The 15835-nt window shown below is 38.7% G+C and carries 12 protein-coding genes and 2 pseudogenes; 9 read left to right on the forward strand and 5 right to left on the reverse strand.

All coding sequences use genetic code 11. The features are described 5' to 3' along the window. The 3 genes and pseudogenes from CWB80_RS03905 to CWB80_RS03915 all read right to left on the reverse strand — a co-directional run. Positions 1-218 (reverse strand): annotated as a pseudogene (locus tag CWB80_RS03905) (transposase); the annotation flags it as partial. Positions 219-953: 735 nt separating this feature from the next. Further along, positions 954-2744 carry an ATP-binding protein gene (locus CWB80_RS03910; RefSeq protein WP_138600025.1) on the reverse strand — a complete coding sequence of 597 codons (1791 nt, stop codon included), beginning with the start codon at positions 2742-2744 and terminating at the stop codon, positions 954-956. A gap of 333 nt (positions 2745-3077) precedes the next feature. Continuing rightward, entirely contained in the window at positions 3078-3998 is a 921-nt protein-coding gene (locus tag CWB80_RS03915) for a LysR family transcriptional regulator (protein ID WP_138600024.1), read from the reverse strand. 218 nt (positions 3999-4216) lie between these two features. On the opposite strand from CWB80_RS03915, the gene CWB80_RS03920 reads away from it, so the two are divergent. From CWB80_RS03920 to CWB80_RS03960, 9 genes and pseudogenes are all read left to right on the forward strand, one after another. Next, positions 4217-5032 (forward strand): SDR family NAD(P)-dependent oxidoreductase, encoded by an 816-nt coding sequence (locus CWB80_RS03920; protein WP_138600023.1) that lies wholly within the window; start codon positions 4217-4219, stop codon positions 5030-5032. A 59-nt stretch (positions 5033-5091) separates the two neighbouring features. After that, on the forward strand, positions 5092-5937 hold the full coding sequence (locus tag CWB80_RS03925) for an enoyl-CoA hydratase/isomerase family protein (RefSeq protein ID WP_138600022.1): 846 nt from the start codon (positions 5092-5094) through the stop codon (positions 5935-5937). Positions 5938-6007: 70 nt separating this feature from the next. Beyond that, positions 6008-6835: pseudogene (locus tag CWB80_RS03930) on the forward strand (DUF4437 domain-containing protein). Between the two features lie 137 nt (positions 6836-6972). Next, on the forward strand, positions 6973-7272 hold the full coding sequence (locus CWB80_RS03935) for a hypothetical protein (protein ID WP_138600021.1): 300 nt from the start codon (positions 6973-6975) through the stop codon (positions 7270-7272). Positions 7273-7439: 167 nt separating this feature from the next. Then, positions 7440-8162, forward strand: a complete 723-nt coding sequence (locus tag CWB80_RS03940) for an SIMPL domain-containing protein (protein WP_138600020.1) — start codon at positions 7440-7442, stop codon at positions 8160-8162. A 321-nt stretch (positions 8163-8483) separates the two neighbouring features. Next, the gene (locus tag CWB80_RS03945; RefSeq protein WP_138600019.1) at positions 8484-11102 is read left to right on the forward strand and encodes a TonB-dependent receptor; all 2619 of its coding nucleotides are present in this window, start codon (positions 8484-8486) and stop codon (positions 11100-11102) included. A 144-nt stretch (positions 11103-11246) separates the two neighbouring features. Further along, entirely contained in the window at positions 11247-12689 is a 1443-nt protein-coding gene (locus CWB80_RS03950) for a glycoside hydrolase family 10-like protein (RefSeq protein ID WP_249362508.1), read from the forward strand. 71 nt (positions 12690-12760) lie between these two features. Continuing rightward, positions 12761-13504, forward strand: a complete 744-nt coding sequence (locus CWB80_RS03955; RefSeq protein ID WP_138600017.1) for a hypothetical protein — start codon at positions 12761-12763, stop codon at positions 13502-13504. Positions 13505-13567: 63 nt separating this feature from the next. Next, positions 13568-13801, forward strand: a complete 234-nt coding sequence (locus CWB80_RS03960) for a hypothetical protein (protein WP_054553756.1) — start codon at positions 13568-13570, stop codon at positions 13799-13801. Here CWB80_RS03960 and CWB80_RS03965 read toward each other — a convergent pair. Next, positions 13798-14178, reverse strand: coding sequence for a diacylglycerol kinase (locus tag CWB80_RS03965; protein WP_054553755.1), 381 nt, complete (start codon positions 14176-14178; stop codon positions 13798-13800). The two genes, CWB80_RS03960 and CWB80_RS03965, sit on opposite strands and share 4 nt — an antisense overlap. A 20-nt stretch (positions 14179-14198) precedes the next feature. Next, on the reverse strand, positions 14199-15824 hold the full coding sequence (locus CWB80_RS03970; RefSeq protein ID WP_249362510.1) for a phosphoethanolamine transferase: 1626 nt from the start codon (positions 15822-15824) through the stop codon (positions 14199-14201). Positions 15825-15835 lie beyond the last annotated feature (11 nt).

Consider the following 15835-nt stretch of genomic DNA (forward strand, 5'->3'; position numbering starts at 1 on the left):
TGAGTATGGTTACTCATAACCGCGTAGGCGCAAATATCAATACAAAATATACGACCAAGTTGAAGTAGTTTCTTTTCAACCCAATCGCGCCGGTGTTCATACGAACGACCTGTTAGTGGGTCTTGCCCGCACAAATAAGCGCGACGAACGCAGCGTGAAATACAGTGATAGTAAGGCGTGTTTGAAACGCTAATTAAGTTTCTACGAGGGGTTGCCATGCTCTTCTCCTCCATGAGTTGAACACTATAAGCTTAGCTGTAATTCTAAAGAGTGAGAAACAGAAAGTAGTTTATTCACTTTTTTGTTAAACAATTGACAATTTGTTTCGCAAGTAATCTTAGGTTGATTATACTTTAAAAACTAGTAAGTTAACTCGAAATCATAAATGTTGACTTGCTAGAATCCCAACATATAAGTTTCTTTATTTCTAGCTCTTTTAGTATGTTGAGTAGTTCGGTTTCAGAAAGACAGCAATTCTGTTTTAGGTTATCAATAGAAATTTCTTTATTAGAGTTGTTAACTTTTGAGGCTAACATAATACGATAAATTAATTTTGACTTGCGATTCATAATGCACTCCCCACATTTGCATAGCATTTTATAATAAATTGCTACTCTCTAATTTGTTAAAGCTTGGTTTTGTTGAGGAAAGGCATTGCAAGCTTCCTCTATATAGTTTCATTACAAGCAAATTAGATGTGTTTATTATTAGATTTTATGTGTATTGATGATTTTTTCGACTATGAGCGATCTTTTTCGCTAAGTCAAATGCAATTGATATGCTAATTTTACCAAAAGTGGGTGTCTAATTACGTGATGTCTCTAGTCCTCTCTAAAGTAGGTGATTAATTATCTTTAAACATGGGTGTCTTTTTATCATTTCTCAGACACTAGCTGTTGGGATTTAAACTGTTAGTGCTGGAGTCATGTTCTCTAATTATGGGGCCGTTTTTATTAATCAGATAAGTTTTGGCTGTGCTGTGAAATGGCATTATTCAAGGCTTCAAACAGTAGATGTTTTTCAACGGGCTTACCAACATGGCAGTAAAAACCACAGTTCTTGTATTCAATAATATTTTCTTTCATGACATTTGCTGTTAACGCGATTACCGGAGTCGTAGGGTTTAATGCTCGAATGTGTGCACAGGCTTCAATCCCCCCCATTTTTGGCATTTGGATATCCATCAGGACGAGCATAGGGTTTATTTTTTTAAATAAATCTATAGCCTCTAGACCATCTTTGGCAAACTGAACATTGGCATTTGTTTCGGCCATTAAGGATTGAATGACCATAGTATTAAGTGGGTTATCTTCAGCAATTAGAACTGTTTTACCTTCAAGATTGGGAACATCAGTTATATGGGGGCTTTCTATGATTTGCTGCTGCTCTGCTATTTCTAGCGGTAAAAATATGGTAAAGTGTGTGCCTTCGCCTAATTTACTATCAACGTCTATAGTACCTCCCATCCGTTTAATTAAGTTTGTTGTTATTGACATGCCAAGGCCTGTGCCGCCAAAGCGGCGTGTAATACTATTATCAGCCTGTTGAAAGCGTTGAAAAAGATTTGCCAAACCTTCTTCACTCATACCTATTCCTGTGTCTAATACTTGTAACTCGATACCTGGGATTAAGTTTTTTACTTTTTTCTTTACAATAACTTGTATACCACCTTGCTCTGTGAATTTCACAGCGTTAGAAACTAGGTTTAAAATTATTTGCCTAATACGAACAGGATCACCAATCCATATATTTTCGACATTTTTGTCTATATCAATGTTTAGCTCGATAGACTTTTCGTTACAGATAGGTAAAAAATCAGAATTTATAGATTCAACTATTTTTATCAAAGAAAAGTTAACATTTTCGATTGTAAGCTCGTTCGCTTCCATTTTAGAAAAGTCTAAAATATCATTAATAATAGTAAGTAATGATCGGCATGAAAAAAGAGCTTTTGAGACAATTTCTATGTTTTGGGGCTTTTGAACATTAGGTTGCAGGATTTGTAGTAAACCCATAATACCATTTAAGGGGGTTCTAATTTCATGACTCATATTAGCAAGAAATTCTGATTTAATTCTTGCCCCTTCTAATGCTTGGTCAGTTAAAGCTTGTTGCTCTTTATATGAGGTAGATAGCTTTTTAAAGTAAAAGAGCAAAATACCAGCCAAAAGTACAATCGTCAGAATATGAACTGTATATGCAAATTTAAAGTTTTCATTAATCGCCACACTCTTTTTCTTAAGCATGGTGTTTACGTGGCTTTCAAAGTCAGATAGAGCTGCAAGGGCTTTCGCATCATCAACTTTTACAATGTCGTCAATAGCTTCACTAGAAGCGCCTTGTTCAATCATTTTGAGCGCTAAATCAAGCTTTTCCTCATAATTAGCTAGGGTCGTTCTTACACCGCCGAGAGCTTGCTTGTCGTAATTTTCTACTGCTTCTAGCTTTTCTAGTATTACTTTTATTTCGTAAATTTCTTTTTTTATACTAGGGAGGTAAAGATCAACATTTTTTCTTAAAATTAGATTTTTAAAGTGGTGTATAAAGCCACCATATCCTAACCTTTGCACCAAGGTGTCATGTAAAACATAAACGTTGCTTGCAGTATTGGAATAATCACGCCATTGGTTATCAACATGCTTGTAAAAGAATAATGAAGTCACTGTTAGCAGAATGACTAATATAATAACAATTACCGCGTTTACTCTCAGCCTTGTTTGAGTTTTCTTTAGCGATTGAGTCATGAGTCTTGTACCTACTAATTAGTAACTCTAAGCATAGCATTTAAAAAGACAATCCGTGACTTTTATTACTTAAGTTTTACCTATATCATTATTTAATAATACTTAATTATGTTTTATGTAAGGCTATTGCTACCTATGTTAAGAGTTTCTGATTTTCGACTGCATGGATACAGAAGGGAGAGCAATGCGGGAGCAATTGCCGAAAATAACTAAATAATGAAATTTTTGCTTTGTTATCAACGAGGTTTTATTGCCTCAAAATAGTCTACCTAATTAAGCGCATAGGTATTAGTTTTTGCTATTAAATCGTGCAGGGTGCTCATAATAGAGTAATCATTTTTTATTTATCGTTTCCCACTCTGGCGAGTTACCTATTTTTTCGACTAAGAAATCTATAAGAACTCTTACTTTAGCCGTAAGTACATTTGATTTCGGGTATACAAGCCAGATAGCGCTGTTATCACTTATTTGATAATCAGGTAAAACTCGAATTAAAGAACCTGCTTCTAGCTCAGTATGAATATTCCACAATGAACTCATACAGATACCCACGCCAGCTTTTGCTGCTATACGCATACTTGCGCCATCATCACACAAAATGCGTGGCTTACTTTTTTCAGGTGGAAAACTAAAATGATCGCTGCAATTAGGGGTAATTAACTTACGGGGTTTGGTATTTAAAAACACTAATAATTGATGTTGGATAAGCTCTTCAGGATTCCTCGGAGTGCCATTACGAGCCAAGTAGTCTGGTGAGGCACACAATATCCGAGTGTCTTTGGCAAGGCGTCTGCAAATCAAGCTACTATCTTCCACAGCGAGGTTTCTCAGTGCTAGATCAAACCCTCCTTCAATTAATTTAACTTGGCCATCTGAGAGCATGAGTTCAAGGTTTATATCTGGGTAGCGGTCTAGGAATTCTGGCAAAATAGGCATGATAAAGCGCTGCGCAAACGTACTTGATGCAGCAAACCTCAATGTTCCGCTAATATTAAGGTTACCTTGTCCTAAGGTTGCAAGCGCGGCTTCTTGTTGAGCAAGGATCTCTTTGGCATAAGGTAAAAACTCCATGCCAGCAAGTGATAAAGTTACTTTCCTTGTCGTTCTGTGGAATAGGTCTGCTCCAACTTGCATTTCTAATTTGGCTAACCAGGCACTTGCTACAGATGGAGTAAGGCCCAGCTGCTCGCCTGCAGCACTAATGTTGAGTGTCTCAGCCGCTAACACAAATAGTTTAATGCAATTAGTGTCCATCAATTATCTCGAAAATCAGAATTCTGATTCTTTTTATACGTTATTTATTCGTTTTATCCAAAGCCTTAAGCTTTATTTGTAAAACTAAACATGACAAATGCAACTAAAGGGGAGAGTTTTATATGTGAAAGTAAGCCTTATTTATCAACTGCATAGCCGTGATGAATTTATTTGCTTGACTAACTTCACTGACCCCTTATTAAAAGGAATCATTATGTATGCCTAAAACAATTTTATTAACAGGCGCTACAGATGGCATTGGCCTTGAGACGGCAAAAAAACTTGCTTCATTAGGTCATACGCTTTTACTTCATGGTCGTAGCCAGCAAAAGCTTTTACAAGCAAAAGAGTTGATAGAGGCGCTTTATAGCAGTGCAAAAATTGATACGTTTTTAGCTGACTTATCAGAGCTAAAACAGGTGGTTGAATTAGCCAATCAGGTCAAAGCTAAATATTCACATATTGATGTACTGATCAATAATGCTGGCGTTTTTAAAATAGCAAATAACCTAGGCGAGGGAGATCTAGATGTACGCTTTTTAGTGAACACGATTGCGCCTTATATTTTGACCAAAACTTTATCTGCTCTTATGAATGAAAATAGTCGCATAGTGAACCTATCTTCAGCGGCGCAAGCACCGGTTAGTATTGCAGCACTTAAAGGCTTGCAAGCATTGTCTGATAGCAGTGCTTATGCGCAAAGTAAATTAGCGCTAACTATGTGGACGCTACAATTGGCAAAACAATGGGCAGACAATACTCCTTCTTTAGTGGCAGTTAATCCAGCCTCTTTTTTAGGAAGCAAAATGGTTAAGGAAGCATATGGTTCACAAGGAAAAAATTTGGCTATAGGGGCTGATATTTTAGTTAAGGCTGCGTTAAGTGACCAATTTACAGGTATGACTGGCCGTTATTTTGATAATGATATTGGTGCATTTTCGAACCCACATCCAGATGCGTTTGATACAGCAAAAAATACTACTTTGATTATGGCGATGGACGAAGTTTTAACTCGTCTAGATGTAAAAATTTAGAGTTTATTTTTACGATAGCTTTTTTACAGCCGCAACCAATAAAAACACTAGGGATAATTATGAAATACGAAGGATTTACAACATTCACGACTACTCAGTCTGGTGGTGTATTAACTGTTACGTTTGATTTTGGGCCAGTTAATGTTCAGGGCCAAGAAATGCTTGCTGATTTAAATAGTTTAGCAATGCGTTTAGAGCGAGATAAAAACACTAAAGTTGTTATTTTTCAATCAGCAAACCCTGAAATTTGGGTTTGCCACTATGATACTGAACTATTGAAAGATATGTCAGTTGAAGTTGTTTCACGCGATGAAGCGAAGCTGCTGGACTTACAATCAATTTGTGAGCGCTTAAGTAAAGTGCCGCAGGCAACAATAGCAAAACTAGAAGGTTTTGCACGCGGTGGTGGCCATGAACTAGCGCTAGCGCTTGATATGCGATTTGCAGCTCGTGGTAAGTTTAAATTTATGCAAATGGAAGTTGGTATGGGTATTTTACCCTGTGGTGGCGGTGCTTCAAGAATGGCTCGCCAGACAGGTTTAGGTCGTGCTTTAGAAATTATTTTGAGTGCCCGTGATTTTGATGCAGATGAGGCTGAGCGCATGGGTACCATTAATAAAGCGCTTAACCCCGATGAGATTGATGAATACGTTGATACGCTAGCAAACCGAATTGCTCAGTTTCCTGCTGAATCAATTAATGCATGCAAACAAATGGTATATGAATCAATTGATAAGCCAATTGCGGAGGCATTAAAAGCAGAAGCATATTGGTTATATCAAGCAACCAGTAAAACACCTGCAATTAAGCGCTTCACTATTGCCGATGAGCAAGGCCTTGAGCATGACATAGAAAATCAGCGTAATTGGCCGGAGTTAGTGATGAAGGTACAAGAAATAAATTAGTACTGTGCTAACAACAAGATTTGTAACCCCAAGAGACTTCTCTTGGGTTTGCTATTAGAGGAAATTTAATATGTTAAAGCTATTATCACTAACAACAAGTGTAGTACTTATTGCTGCATTTTCAGCCGCTGCTGATGAAAAAAGGTTGGATAATCCCCAGTCTGAACTTGTCCCCGTAGAGTCCGTAAACTGGGGATATTTAAACCCTCTACGTGGTGACAAAAGCCCTGGCGCAGCAAACTTATGGGGCGACAGAACAATAGATTCTGCAACCGGTATGCTAGTGCGCTTTAAACCGGGCTTTTCATCTCCTGCGCATATTCATAATATTTCATACCGTGGCATTGTCATTAAAGGACTGATGCATAATGATGACCCAAATGCGGAATTGGATTGGATGGCAACAGGGTCATTTTGGACGCAACCTGCAGGGCAAAATCACATAACAGCTGCTAAGGCTGAGACCAATCTCATATACCTTGAAATCGATGAAGGGCCTTATTTGGTTTAGCCTTCTAAGGCGCAGTTTAATAATGGCGAGCACTCACTCAATCTTCATTCAGACAACATGGTATGGTTCAATAGTGATGAGTTAACGTCATTAGACTCTAAAAATGTTACCCTTACCCCTCTTTGGCAAAAACAAAATCAACAAGGTGTTTTAGTTAAACTTGATGCGGGTTTTAATGGGCAATTAACAAGTGAAAGAGGTTCATTACGCGCAGTTTTGATCAGCGGCGAGCTTAACTACCGATCTGTTGAACATAGTGAAGCAAAACAAATTGAGGCTGGTAGTTACTTCTCGTCAGTTGCCGGTTTTAAACATCAGCTAAAGACTGAGGGTGGAGCAATCGTTTATGTGCGATTTAACAATAAACTACAGATCAGTGAACAATAACTATTTTAAAAGATAATGTTTTAAATTAACTAACTCTACTGTACTTTTTTTGTACTTGCTGTATCTTAAGTTGGTACGCAATTTTAAGGTTTCATTGAGTGTAGACTAACACTCATATGTTAAGTGGAGTAAAGGATATGCACGCACACACAGTTAAAGAGTCAGCAGCAACTATTCAATCGGGTGTCGCAAAAGCGGATGGTAAGCTTGTAGTTACTGAACAAGACATTGCTTTTGAACCGTTTAATAAAGAGCTAGGCTTAGGCCCATACACATTTTCACGAGCGCAAATCAATAACGTTGGTAAGTGTTCAGGTAAAGGCGCGGGTATTTTGCCAATCACAGCAGATGGAATTCGCATAACTTTAAATAATAACGATATATTTGAGTTCATTTTAGCAAACCCAGATGAGTGGCTAAGCGTACTAGCTCACTAAGCAAATCTTTAAAAAGACGGCATATTTTAGCAACTTGTCATAATATGCCGTGTTAGCTTTTCATTAATTAATTTCCTTTCTTCGCAACTATTTACACTTAAAAACAGCATACATTGCTATACATTCACACCCTAGCAAGGCATCATAACTTTTTCTAAGGAGAGGTTATGATGCTTAAATCTTTGTTAGCACTGGTTTTGTGTTCCAGCTCTGCGATGGCTGCAACAAGTCTGCCGGATAATCGCCATATTGTTGTTAAAGGTGAGGCTGTTGTGCGTACAGCCCCTGATAGGGCAGATATCACGTTAGAGTTTGAAGCTGTTAAAGCTGAAAGTGTGCAGGCTAAGCAGCAAGTAGATGCGCAAGTAAATGAACTCCTTGCGGGCTTAAATAATTTCTCAATAGACGAAAAAAGTATCTCTGCGGGTCGAATTTTCGTAGAGCTGAACATGCGCTATGACGAAAACGATAACCAAGTTAAAGATGGTTTTCGCGCTACCCGCAAGGTCAAAGTCAGCCTTAAACAACTCTCCCTTTTGGATGGCTTTTTAAACTTTGCGCTTAAAGTGGGTGTCAATCAAATCGAGCAAATTCAACTTTTATCAAGCAAAGCCTCAGATTACGAGCAAGCCGCTCTTGATAAAGCAGTTGCGAATGCCAAACAGCAGGGAAGTAGCCTTGCTAGCGCATTCGAAGCGAAACTTGGTCGGGTGTATAGTATTCAATCACAAGAAGTAGGTAGTCACTTTGGCTATGGCAGCAACACAAATATTGAACGAATCATGGTAACGGGCTCACGTATTAATACAGTCCCAGAAGGTAAGTATTTACAAGAATCGATTACCTTCAGAGCAAGTGTCAATGTTGTGTTTGATTTAGTTTTGGAATAATTAATTCCCTGATTTTAAAACATCAAGGCAGCCTATGAATCTTTAAAAGCAGCTTTGATTTCTTCTCTTTTCATTGCTATCAAGGTATTGATTGTATTTAGTTTATCTCTTTATGGGTGGTGAGCGCTTAAAATTTGAGAATTAAATATTTTACCCTAAGTGTATTTTTCAGAATAAAATATCTTGATTTTATAATTTATTACTAATATTGTAGCCGCATTGTAACAATAAAGTTGTTACCAATTGTTGTTCTTAAGAGCATTTATGTAGTTTGTAGTCACAAAATCTCTCACTTTACAAAAACTATAAGGTTACAGTTCCATGAATAAAAAATTCTCAGCGCTAGCGGCTGGTGTTAAAAAAGCACTTATTCCTACTTTAGTTTTAAGTACATCAGTATCTGTTTATGCAGCTGATCAACTGCCAGAAAAGAAAAAAGCAACTAAAGAAGATATCGAGCAGATTGAAGTAAGAAGTTATGCTGCATCAGTTGAGAAAAGCATTAATATGAAGCGCTTTTCAAACAGTGTAGTTGATGCCGTTTCTGCTGAAGATATTGGTAAATTTCCAGATCAAACTGTCGCTGATGCACTACAGCGTATTCCGGGTGTACAAGTTGAAAAAGACCTAGGTGGTGAAAGCGACCGAGTTAGTATTCGTGGTACTGCACCGCATTTAAATATTACCTTGTTAAACGGGCAAAACGTTGCTTCAGCAACTGCTTCAGCTTCAATTACGCGTCCTTCACGAGGGTTTAACTACTCGCTGCTACCAGCTGAATTAGTAGATACTCTTGAAGTATATAAGTCGGCAGAAGCAGACATTGATGAGGGTTCTATAGGTGGTACCGTTGTTGTAAAAACTCGTAAACCGCTCGATAGTGAAGCGAATTACGCAGCGCTCTCTGTTAAGGCTTATCATTTTGAAAATGCTGAAGAAACTAAACCGTACCTTTCTGGTTTGTATTCGTGGAAAAATGAAGCACAAGATTTTGGTTTTAATCTAGGATTTGTTCATAAAGAAACTGCGACCCAACGTGATAGCAAAGAAGTTCGATTCGGCTATCGCAGTACCGATGCAGATCAAGATGGCAACGCAGAGTTTTACCCTGGCGCGGTAGGCTATAACCGATACGCAAGTGATAGTGATTTAGATACCGCAACTTTGACGTTTCAATATGCAGCTAATGACAACGTAGATTTTGTTTTTAATAACTTATATTCAAAATCTGAGCATGAGTCATACGGAACATACTCAAGCGGCTTTATTTTGCAAAACATTGCAAATGTAGAAAATCCAGTCATTGTTGATGGCACTTTGATTTCGGGCGATCTGCCGGCCCATAATAATTTAGGATATTATGGCAATGCAGGTTATGAGGGGGAGTTTAAAACTCAAGCGCACGATTTAAAAGTGACATATAAAGCAGACAATTACACTGTTACAGGTCAGCTAGGTTATAGCAAGGCTGATGGTGAAGTAAGTGATGTTTACTCAGAATATTACGCAAATACAAGCGCATCATTTACATTAGACAATGGAACGCCAGATGTAACATTAGACGCTGATTTAAGCGCTGATGATTATCGCTTAGACTACAACCATAAAAATGACATATACAACGACTCAAAGGAAGTTTACGGGCAGCTAGATTTTGAGTATCTATTAGATGGCGACTTCTTCAAAGCAATCAAGGCTGGGGTTAAGTACCGAGAGCATTCAAAAGCTGCAAGTTTAATAAAAGCGAATTATCCAAAAGTATCATCAGATGGTGAACAATTTAACTTAGGCATGTTCGCAAGCGATTCGACAGATAATGCAATTTTATGGCAGTTTGATAATTCAAAATATGCTGATTGGATATCATCAACAACACCTTCTACAGCGCCATATGAACACCTTGATTACACATTCGATTTAGAAGAAACCGTCACCGCAGGGTATGTAAAAGCGGTGTTCGATCATAATAAGTGGCGCGGTAATTTTGGGGTTCGAGCTGTGAAAACAGAGCTAGATTCTCGTTCTGTTGAATACACAGGGCGCAGCTTTGCACCTGAAAATATTCAAGATATCAATAGCTCTAATAGCTACGATGATATCTTGCCGAGTGTGAATATCAACTACGACTTTACAGATGATGTGGTTGTGCGTTTTGCTGCGGCAAAAGTCATGTCTCGCCCGGATTATGACTTCTTATCTGCCCGCAAAAGTGGTTATTGTGCTGCAGCTACAGGCTGTAAAGGCTCTGAGGGTAACCCGAACCTGAAGCCTTACCGTGCGACTCAATATGACTTATCTGCTGAGTGGTACTTTAATGAATCATCTATTTTATCGTTTGCTTATTTTTATAAAGATATCGACTCATACATAACCAATGCCACTATTGAAAAACAATGGACCTGGACAGATCCTGATACAGGCGTGGAAGAAGTTCGTGATTTTTTAGTGACCCAGCCTCTGAACGGTTTAGGCGGTGAGAACTCAGGTTTTGAAGTTAACTACACGCAGAAACTCCCTTACGGCTTTGGAGTACAGACAAACTACACCTATTCAGATGCACAGTTAAAACAAACTGCAGAGCAAAAAGAGGCAGGTGAAGAAGCCGTTTTACCTAATAATTCAGAAGATACCTTTAACGCGACAGTATATTATGAAAACACAACCTTTAGTGCCCGTGTTTCTTATACTTATCGTTCAGAGTATTTCTACACTAACTATCTTGGTTTGAACCAATATAAAAATGGTTTTGGTCAGTATGATCTTAATATTAGTTACAATGTTACTGAAGATTTAAACCTTGTATTCCAAGCAATTAACCTCACGGATGAAGAGCAAGAAGCAACGTCGGGCAATAGCACTGGCATGTCAGATGCTAATCGCCCATTAGCGATACACGATTATGGTCGTCGTTTCTTACTTGGCGCACAAATGAAGTTTTAATTTTTCCTTTTGAATTTGATACATGTAGGCACAGCAAGTCTTTGTTGTGCCTTTTTTGTGGGGTATACAATGTACTTTAAAAACGTTTTCTCTTTGATAATATGCTTTGTTTTGAGTGCGTGCAGTTTCGTACAAATAAAGGAGATGTCTAATACTGAAAAGCAGTTGTTAGGTAACATCCATCAAGATCATGTTGCAAGGGAGTTTCGTGCGGCATGGGTTGCTACTGTTGCCAATATTAACTGGCCTGATGAGCCAGGGCTGTCAGTGATAGAGCAAAAAGAACAAGCTATTCAAATTCTTAATTCACTTCAAAAACATAACTTTAATACGGTTATTTTTCAGGTTCGACCGCAAGCCGATAGTTTGTATCAAAGCTCTTACGAACCTTGGTCTTATTACCTTTCTGGTGAGCAAGGTAAAGCGCCTGAGCCGTTTTATGACCCATTAAAATTTTGGATAGAGCAAGCACATAAACGAGGTTTAAAGTTGCATGCATGGATAAACCCTTATCGTGCTCATCATCATATAGGGGGCCCAACTTCAGAACAATCAGTTGTTGAAAAAATGAATGATAAGGTAGTAAAACTCAAAAATGAGACCTATTGGTTTTTACCAACCGATCAAGCCGTGGTTTCACATACATTAAATGTATTAACCGAACTTGTAGATAGCTATGATTTAGATGGTATTCATTACGATGACTATTTTTACCCTTACCCTTCTTACAACAACGATGAAGATTTTCCTGATGCTGAACAATACAGGCAATATGTGGCTGAAGGCGGGGCACTTTCGATAGGTGATTGGCGTCGTGAAGCTGTAAATCAGTTCGTTAAACGCTTATATCAACGAGTAAAGCAATCGAAGCCTCATGTACTTGTTGGCATAAGCCCATTTGGTATCTATAGACCTGGTGAACCTGAAACTATTCGCGGGATGGATCAATATGACAAGCTGTTTGCTGATGCTAAGCTTTGGCTTAATGAAGGATGGCTTGACTATTTTTCGCCGCAACTTTATTGGCCAATAAACCAGTATGCACAAAGTTACCCGCTCTTATTAAGTTGGTGGCAATCTCAGAATACGCATGAACGACATCTGTGGCCTGGTATTAATGCGTTACGCTCATTTGATGAGGCCGGCGTTGATGAAGTCGTGAATCAAATCATGATTAATCGTGGTTTTTTATCAACATCACCCGGTACAGTGTTTTGGAATGTAGCAGCACTTGATGGCAGCCAATTGATGAGTGATGTGATTGCACAAGGCGTTTATCAGCATCAAGCATTAATACCAGAAACTCCGTGGATAGCTGCGCCGCACTTAGCGGCTGTTAATGTTGATATGAATTATGTTGGCGAAGACATCCATCTTACTTGGAGTCATTCTAATTCTGAGCAAGTATCACAGTTACTTGTCTATCTAAAATATGCACAGCAGTGGCAATATCATATCTACTCAAGTGAGGAGAGTGTAATTTCTGTTGCGGCCTCTGAAGGACAACGACCATTAGAGGTAATTAAGGTAATTGCTATTGATAGGCTCGGTAACCAAAGTGATGAGATTGAGTTGTTAATCAAATAGCACCTGTACTGCAAATACAAAAATTTGTTACGCTTTGAATAATCAAATTTTTAACCATAAAAGTGAACACAATGAAGTATTTTGCGGTCATTTTCTTAGGTTGCTTTATCTCATTTTCAACAGCTGCCGCAACAAAGCACATAAGTATTGTCAAACCTGTGGTTGCTGCGTTTAAGGCGGGTGATAAAGCGACCATTTCTAAAAGAGTCCATTACCCGCTAAAGCGCAAAGCGCCGTTGCAAGCTATTGAAAATGAGCAAATGTTTATAGAAAAGTTTGAGCAAATTTTCGATAAACAGTTTGTTGAAGAAATAGCTAACTCCAACATTCGCCATGATTGGGAAATGATGGGCTGGCGCGGCATTATGTTTGATTCAGGTAAACTGTGGCTGGATTTTGATGGCTCTATTTGGGCTGTGCCTTATGAATCAGAGGCTGAAAAAGCACGACGCGAAGCACTGATTGACGAGCAAAAACAAGCATTGCACAAAAGCCTCCGTGAATTCACAAAGCCGATATTAACGTGGCAAACAAAAAAGCATTTAATTCGTATTGATGAACTGGCTGATCATCAATACCGCTATGCGGCATGGAATAGGGATCAATCTATGCAAGATGAGCCAAGCCTGGTGATCACAGGGGGCACATTAAGCTTTGATGGCAGTGGAGGGAATCATTTTTATACCTTTACTAACAACGGTTATCGTTACGTTTGTCATGTTACTGCGCTTGGTACTGAACACTCGCCATCAGGGCTGTTAGAGGTGTTTAAAAATAATGTACAGATATTGTCTGAGCCTGTTTTAAGTTATTAGTATGTTCTTCTTATTTTGCACTACACTTATTCTTCCAAAGGAGTTTTTCTAAAGGAGTAAGTTATGGGTACAAAATTCTGGGTGATCAGAGCCGCTAAAGTTTTTACGCTGGTGTCTATTTTATTATTTATGATAGAAATTCTAAAAGGTCACGAGACACTCAGCGCGTTAGGTTTTGCGCTACTTTGGTCTTTTATTGCCACGGCCATTTTTATTGCAACCCGTTTATATCATTCATCAAAAGGGCGCCACTGTGCACTTTGTAATGACACCCCTGATGATAAAAAAGTAAGCTAACTTAGGTTATTAATAAACACGCCGCCCCAGACCAACACACAAATTGTTAGAGCAATCAGTACGGCTGCGGATCCTAAGTCTTTAGCTAGGCCTGATAATGGATGAATTTCAAGGCCTATTCGGTCTATGGCGGCTTCAATTGCCGTATTGACGACTTCAGCAAACATCACAAATAGCACTGATACAAGCAGCATTATTTTCTCATACAGGCTGATCTGCCAGACAAAAACCACTGCTATGGCAAGGACCAACAGTATCAGCTCTTGTTTAAAAGCAGACTCATGCTTTGCTAACCACGTGAATGCTCGTTGGGAGTTTTTGAATGCGAGGAGGATACGTTTAATGCCAATGGGTTTGTTAGTGCTATCAAATTGCATAGTTTGAAATCTCTATTTCGTTAGCTTTGTGTTGAGCAAGCATTAAAAATATCTTGCTCTGGGCGATATTCAATGCTTTGTATATGAGTTAAGCCAAGTAGGGTGTCAAAAATGTTATCGTGCGAAAAAGCATGGTTACGCTGCTGTTCGATACATTGATTAAAGCGGGTATCGGCCAGTTTATTACTCCAAAATAGCATAGGCACATGGGTTTGCTCTTTAGGCGCTAATGCATATGGGAAGCCATGTAAGTACAAGCCTTTTTCACCCAGTGATTCACCATGATCAGAAACATACAGCAGGGCTTTATCATCCGCCGGACTGTTTTGCAGTAATTTAATAAGCTTACTCAGCACTAGGTCGGTATAAGCAATGGTATTGTCATACGTGTTTGTCAGTTGCTCAGTGCTACAATTTTGAATATCGCTACGTGGGCAGTCCGGCAAAAATTTAGTGTATTTTTCTGGATAGCGGCGATAGTAAGTTGGTCCATGTGAGCCAATCATATGTAATACCACTAGTTGGTGCTTCGCATGACTCTTGGCAAGCTTTGCAGCTAATGCTTCAACCAATACTTCATCAAAACAATAACGTCCGTCACAAAGTGGGTTGCTCTTTGTGGGTTCTACCGTTTGTGAGTTTACTCGTGCGCAAACCCCTTTACAGCTGCTATTGTTATCAATCCACGTTACTTCTACACCACTTCGTTGAATGATATCTAGGGCATTTTCTTGGCTTTGCGCGATGCGTGAATCATAGTGATTGCGGTCTAAGCGCGAGAACATGCAAGGTACAGAAATGGCCGTTGCGGTGCCACATGAACTAACATCACTGAAATATTTAACGCCAAGTTTAGGGGTATATTGATTAGTCGGCTTGTTGTAACCTTGCAGTGAAAAGTTTGCTGCACGGGCTGTTTCACCTACCACCATAATTGTCAGTGAACTTTGTTTCTTAGCTAATAGGTGCGGTGTTTTATCTAAGACTTTAAATGGTAAAGGTGGGTAAAAATAATTATCGCGTAGGTACTTATAGCCCGCAGTGTAAAATGCAAAAGGAGTAATGTAGCTAGTTAATTGGCGATTATTACGCCCTACAGAGGCGTAATCTTTATAAAAAGGAACGGCAATAACAGCTACAGCAATAAACGCTGTAACGTTAAGAAATGCAAAGCTTTTAAGACGAATACGAAAGTTTCCGATAATTTTAAAGCGAGAAAACAAGTAAGCAGGCAGTACGCCTAGCACAGTAATAAAAGCGATAACTTGTACATTAAGATATGAAAATGCTTCGCCTGTATTTGTCTCTAAGATATTTTGCAGCATGCTTTTATCAAAGATAACACCGTAATTTAAGGTTGCATAAAACAACAATGATGAAACCACGATGCTTGTTAAAAGCACGGGTTTTACGAAGGTGATTAACGATAACCAACTTAACACCATTGCCGTCAGTGCTAATAAGAAAAACGGTACGCTTGCTATAAATAACCAATTGACATGTTCAGGTTTGCTGGCTGCTTCAAGCGTGTTAAATAAAAACAGGCCATTAAATGCAATAACCAAGTACAACGACACCAACCAGACAAATTGGCTATAGCTAACGTGCCATTTTTGAGTAAAGAGTTGTTTAATTTGCATGATCATAATCATTCCTC

This window comes from Pseudoalteromonas sp. S1650, from assembly GCF_005887195.1.
In the GTDB taxonomy this organism is placed as follows: domain Bacteria; phylum Pseudomonadota; class Gammaproteobacteria; order Enterobacterales; family Alteromonadaceae; genus Pseudoalteromonas; species Pseudoalteromonas simplex.

Coding starts and splice junctions, on each gene's coding strand:
- CWB80_RS03910 (WP_138600025.1), bottom strand. CDS start 2,744: ATGACTCAATCGCTAAAGAAAACTCAAACAAGGCTGAGAGTAAACGCG.
- CWB80_RS03915 (WP_138600024.1), bottom strand. CDS start 3,998: ATGGACACTAATTGCATTAAACTATTTGTGTTAGCGGCTGAGACACTC.
- CWB80_RS03920 (WP_138600023.1), top strand. CDS start 4,217: ATGCCTAAAACAATTTTATTAACAGGCGCTACAGATGGCATTGGCCTT.
- CWB80_RS03925 (WP_138600022.1), top strand. CDS start 5,092: ATGAAATACGAAGGATTTACAACATTCACGACTACTCAGTCTGGTGGT.
- CWB80_RS03935 (WP_138600021.1), top strand. CDS start 6,973: ATGCACGCACACACAGTTAAAGAGTCAGCAGCAACTATTCAATCGGGT.
- CWB80_RS03940 (WP_138600020.1), top strand. CDS start 7,440: ATGATGCTTAAATCTTTGTTAGCACTGGTTTTGTGTTCCAGCTCTGCG.
- CWB80_RS03945 (WP_138600019.1), top strand. CDS start 8,484: ATGAATAAAAAATTCTCAGCGCTAGCGGCTGGTGTTAAAAAAGCACTT.
- CWB80_RS03950 (WP_249362508.1), top strand. CDS start 11,247: ATGTCTAATACTGAAAAGCAGTTGTTAGGTAACATCCATCAAGATCAT.
- CWB80_RS03955 (WP_138600017.1), top strand. CDS start 12,761: ATGAAGTATTTTGCGGTCATTTTCTTAGGTTGCTTTATCTCATTTTCA.
- CWB80_RS03960 (WP_054553756.1), top strand. CDS start 13,568: ATGGGTACAAAATTCTGGGTGATCAGAGCCGCTAAAGTTTTTACGCTG.
- CWB80_RS03965 (WP_054553755.1), bottom strand. CDS start 14,178: ATGCAATTTGATAGCACTAACAAACCCATTGGCATTAAACGTATCCTC.
- CWB80_RS03970 (WP_249362510.1), bottom strand. CDS start 15,824: ATGATCATGCAAATTAAACAACTCTTTACTCAAAAATGGCACGTTAGC.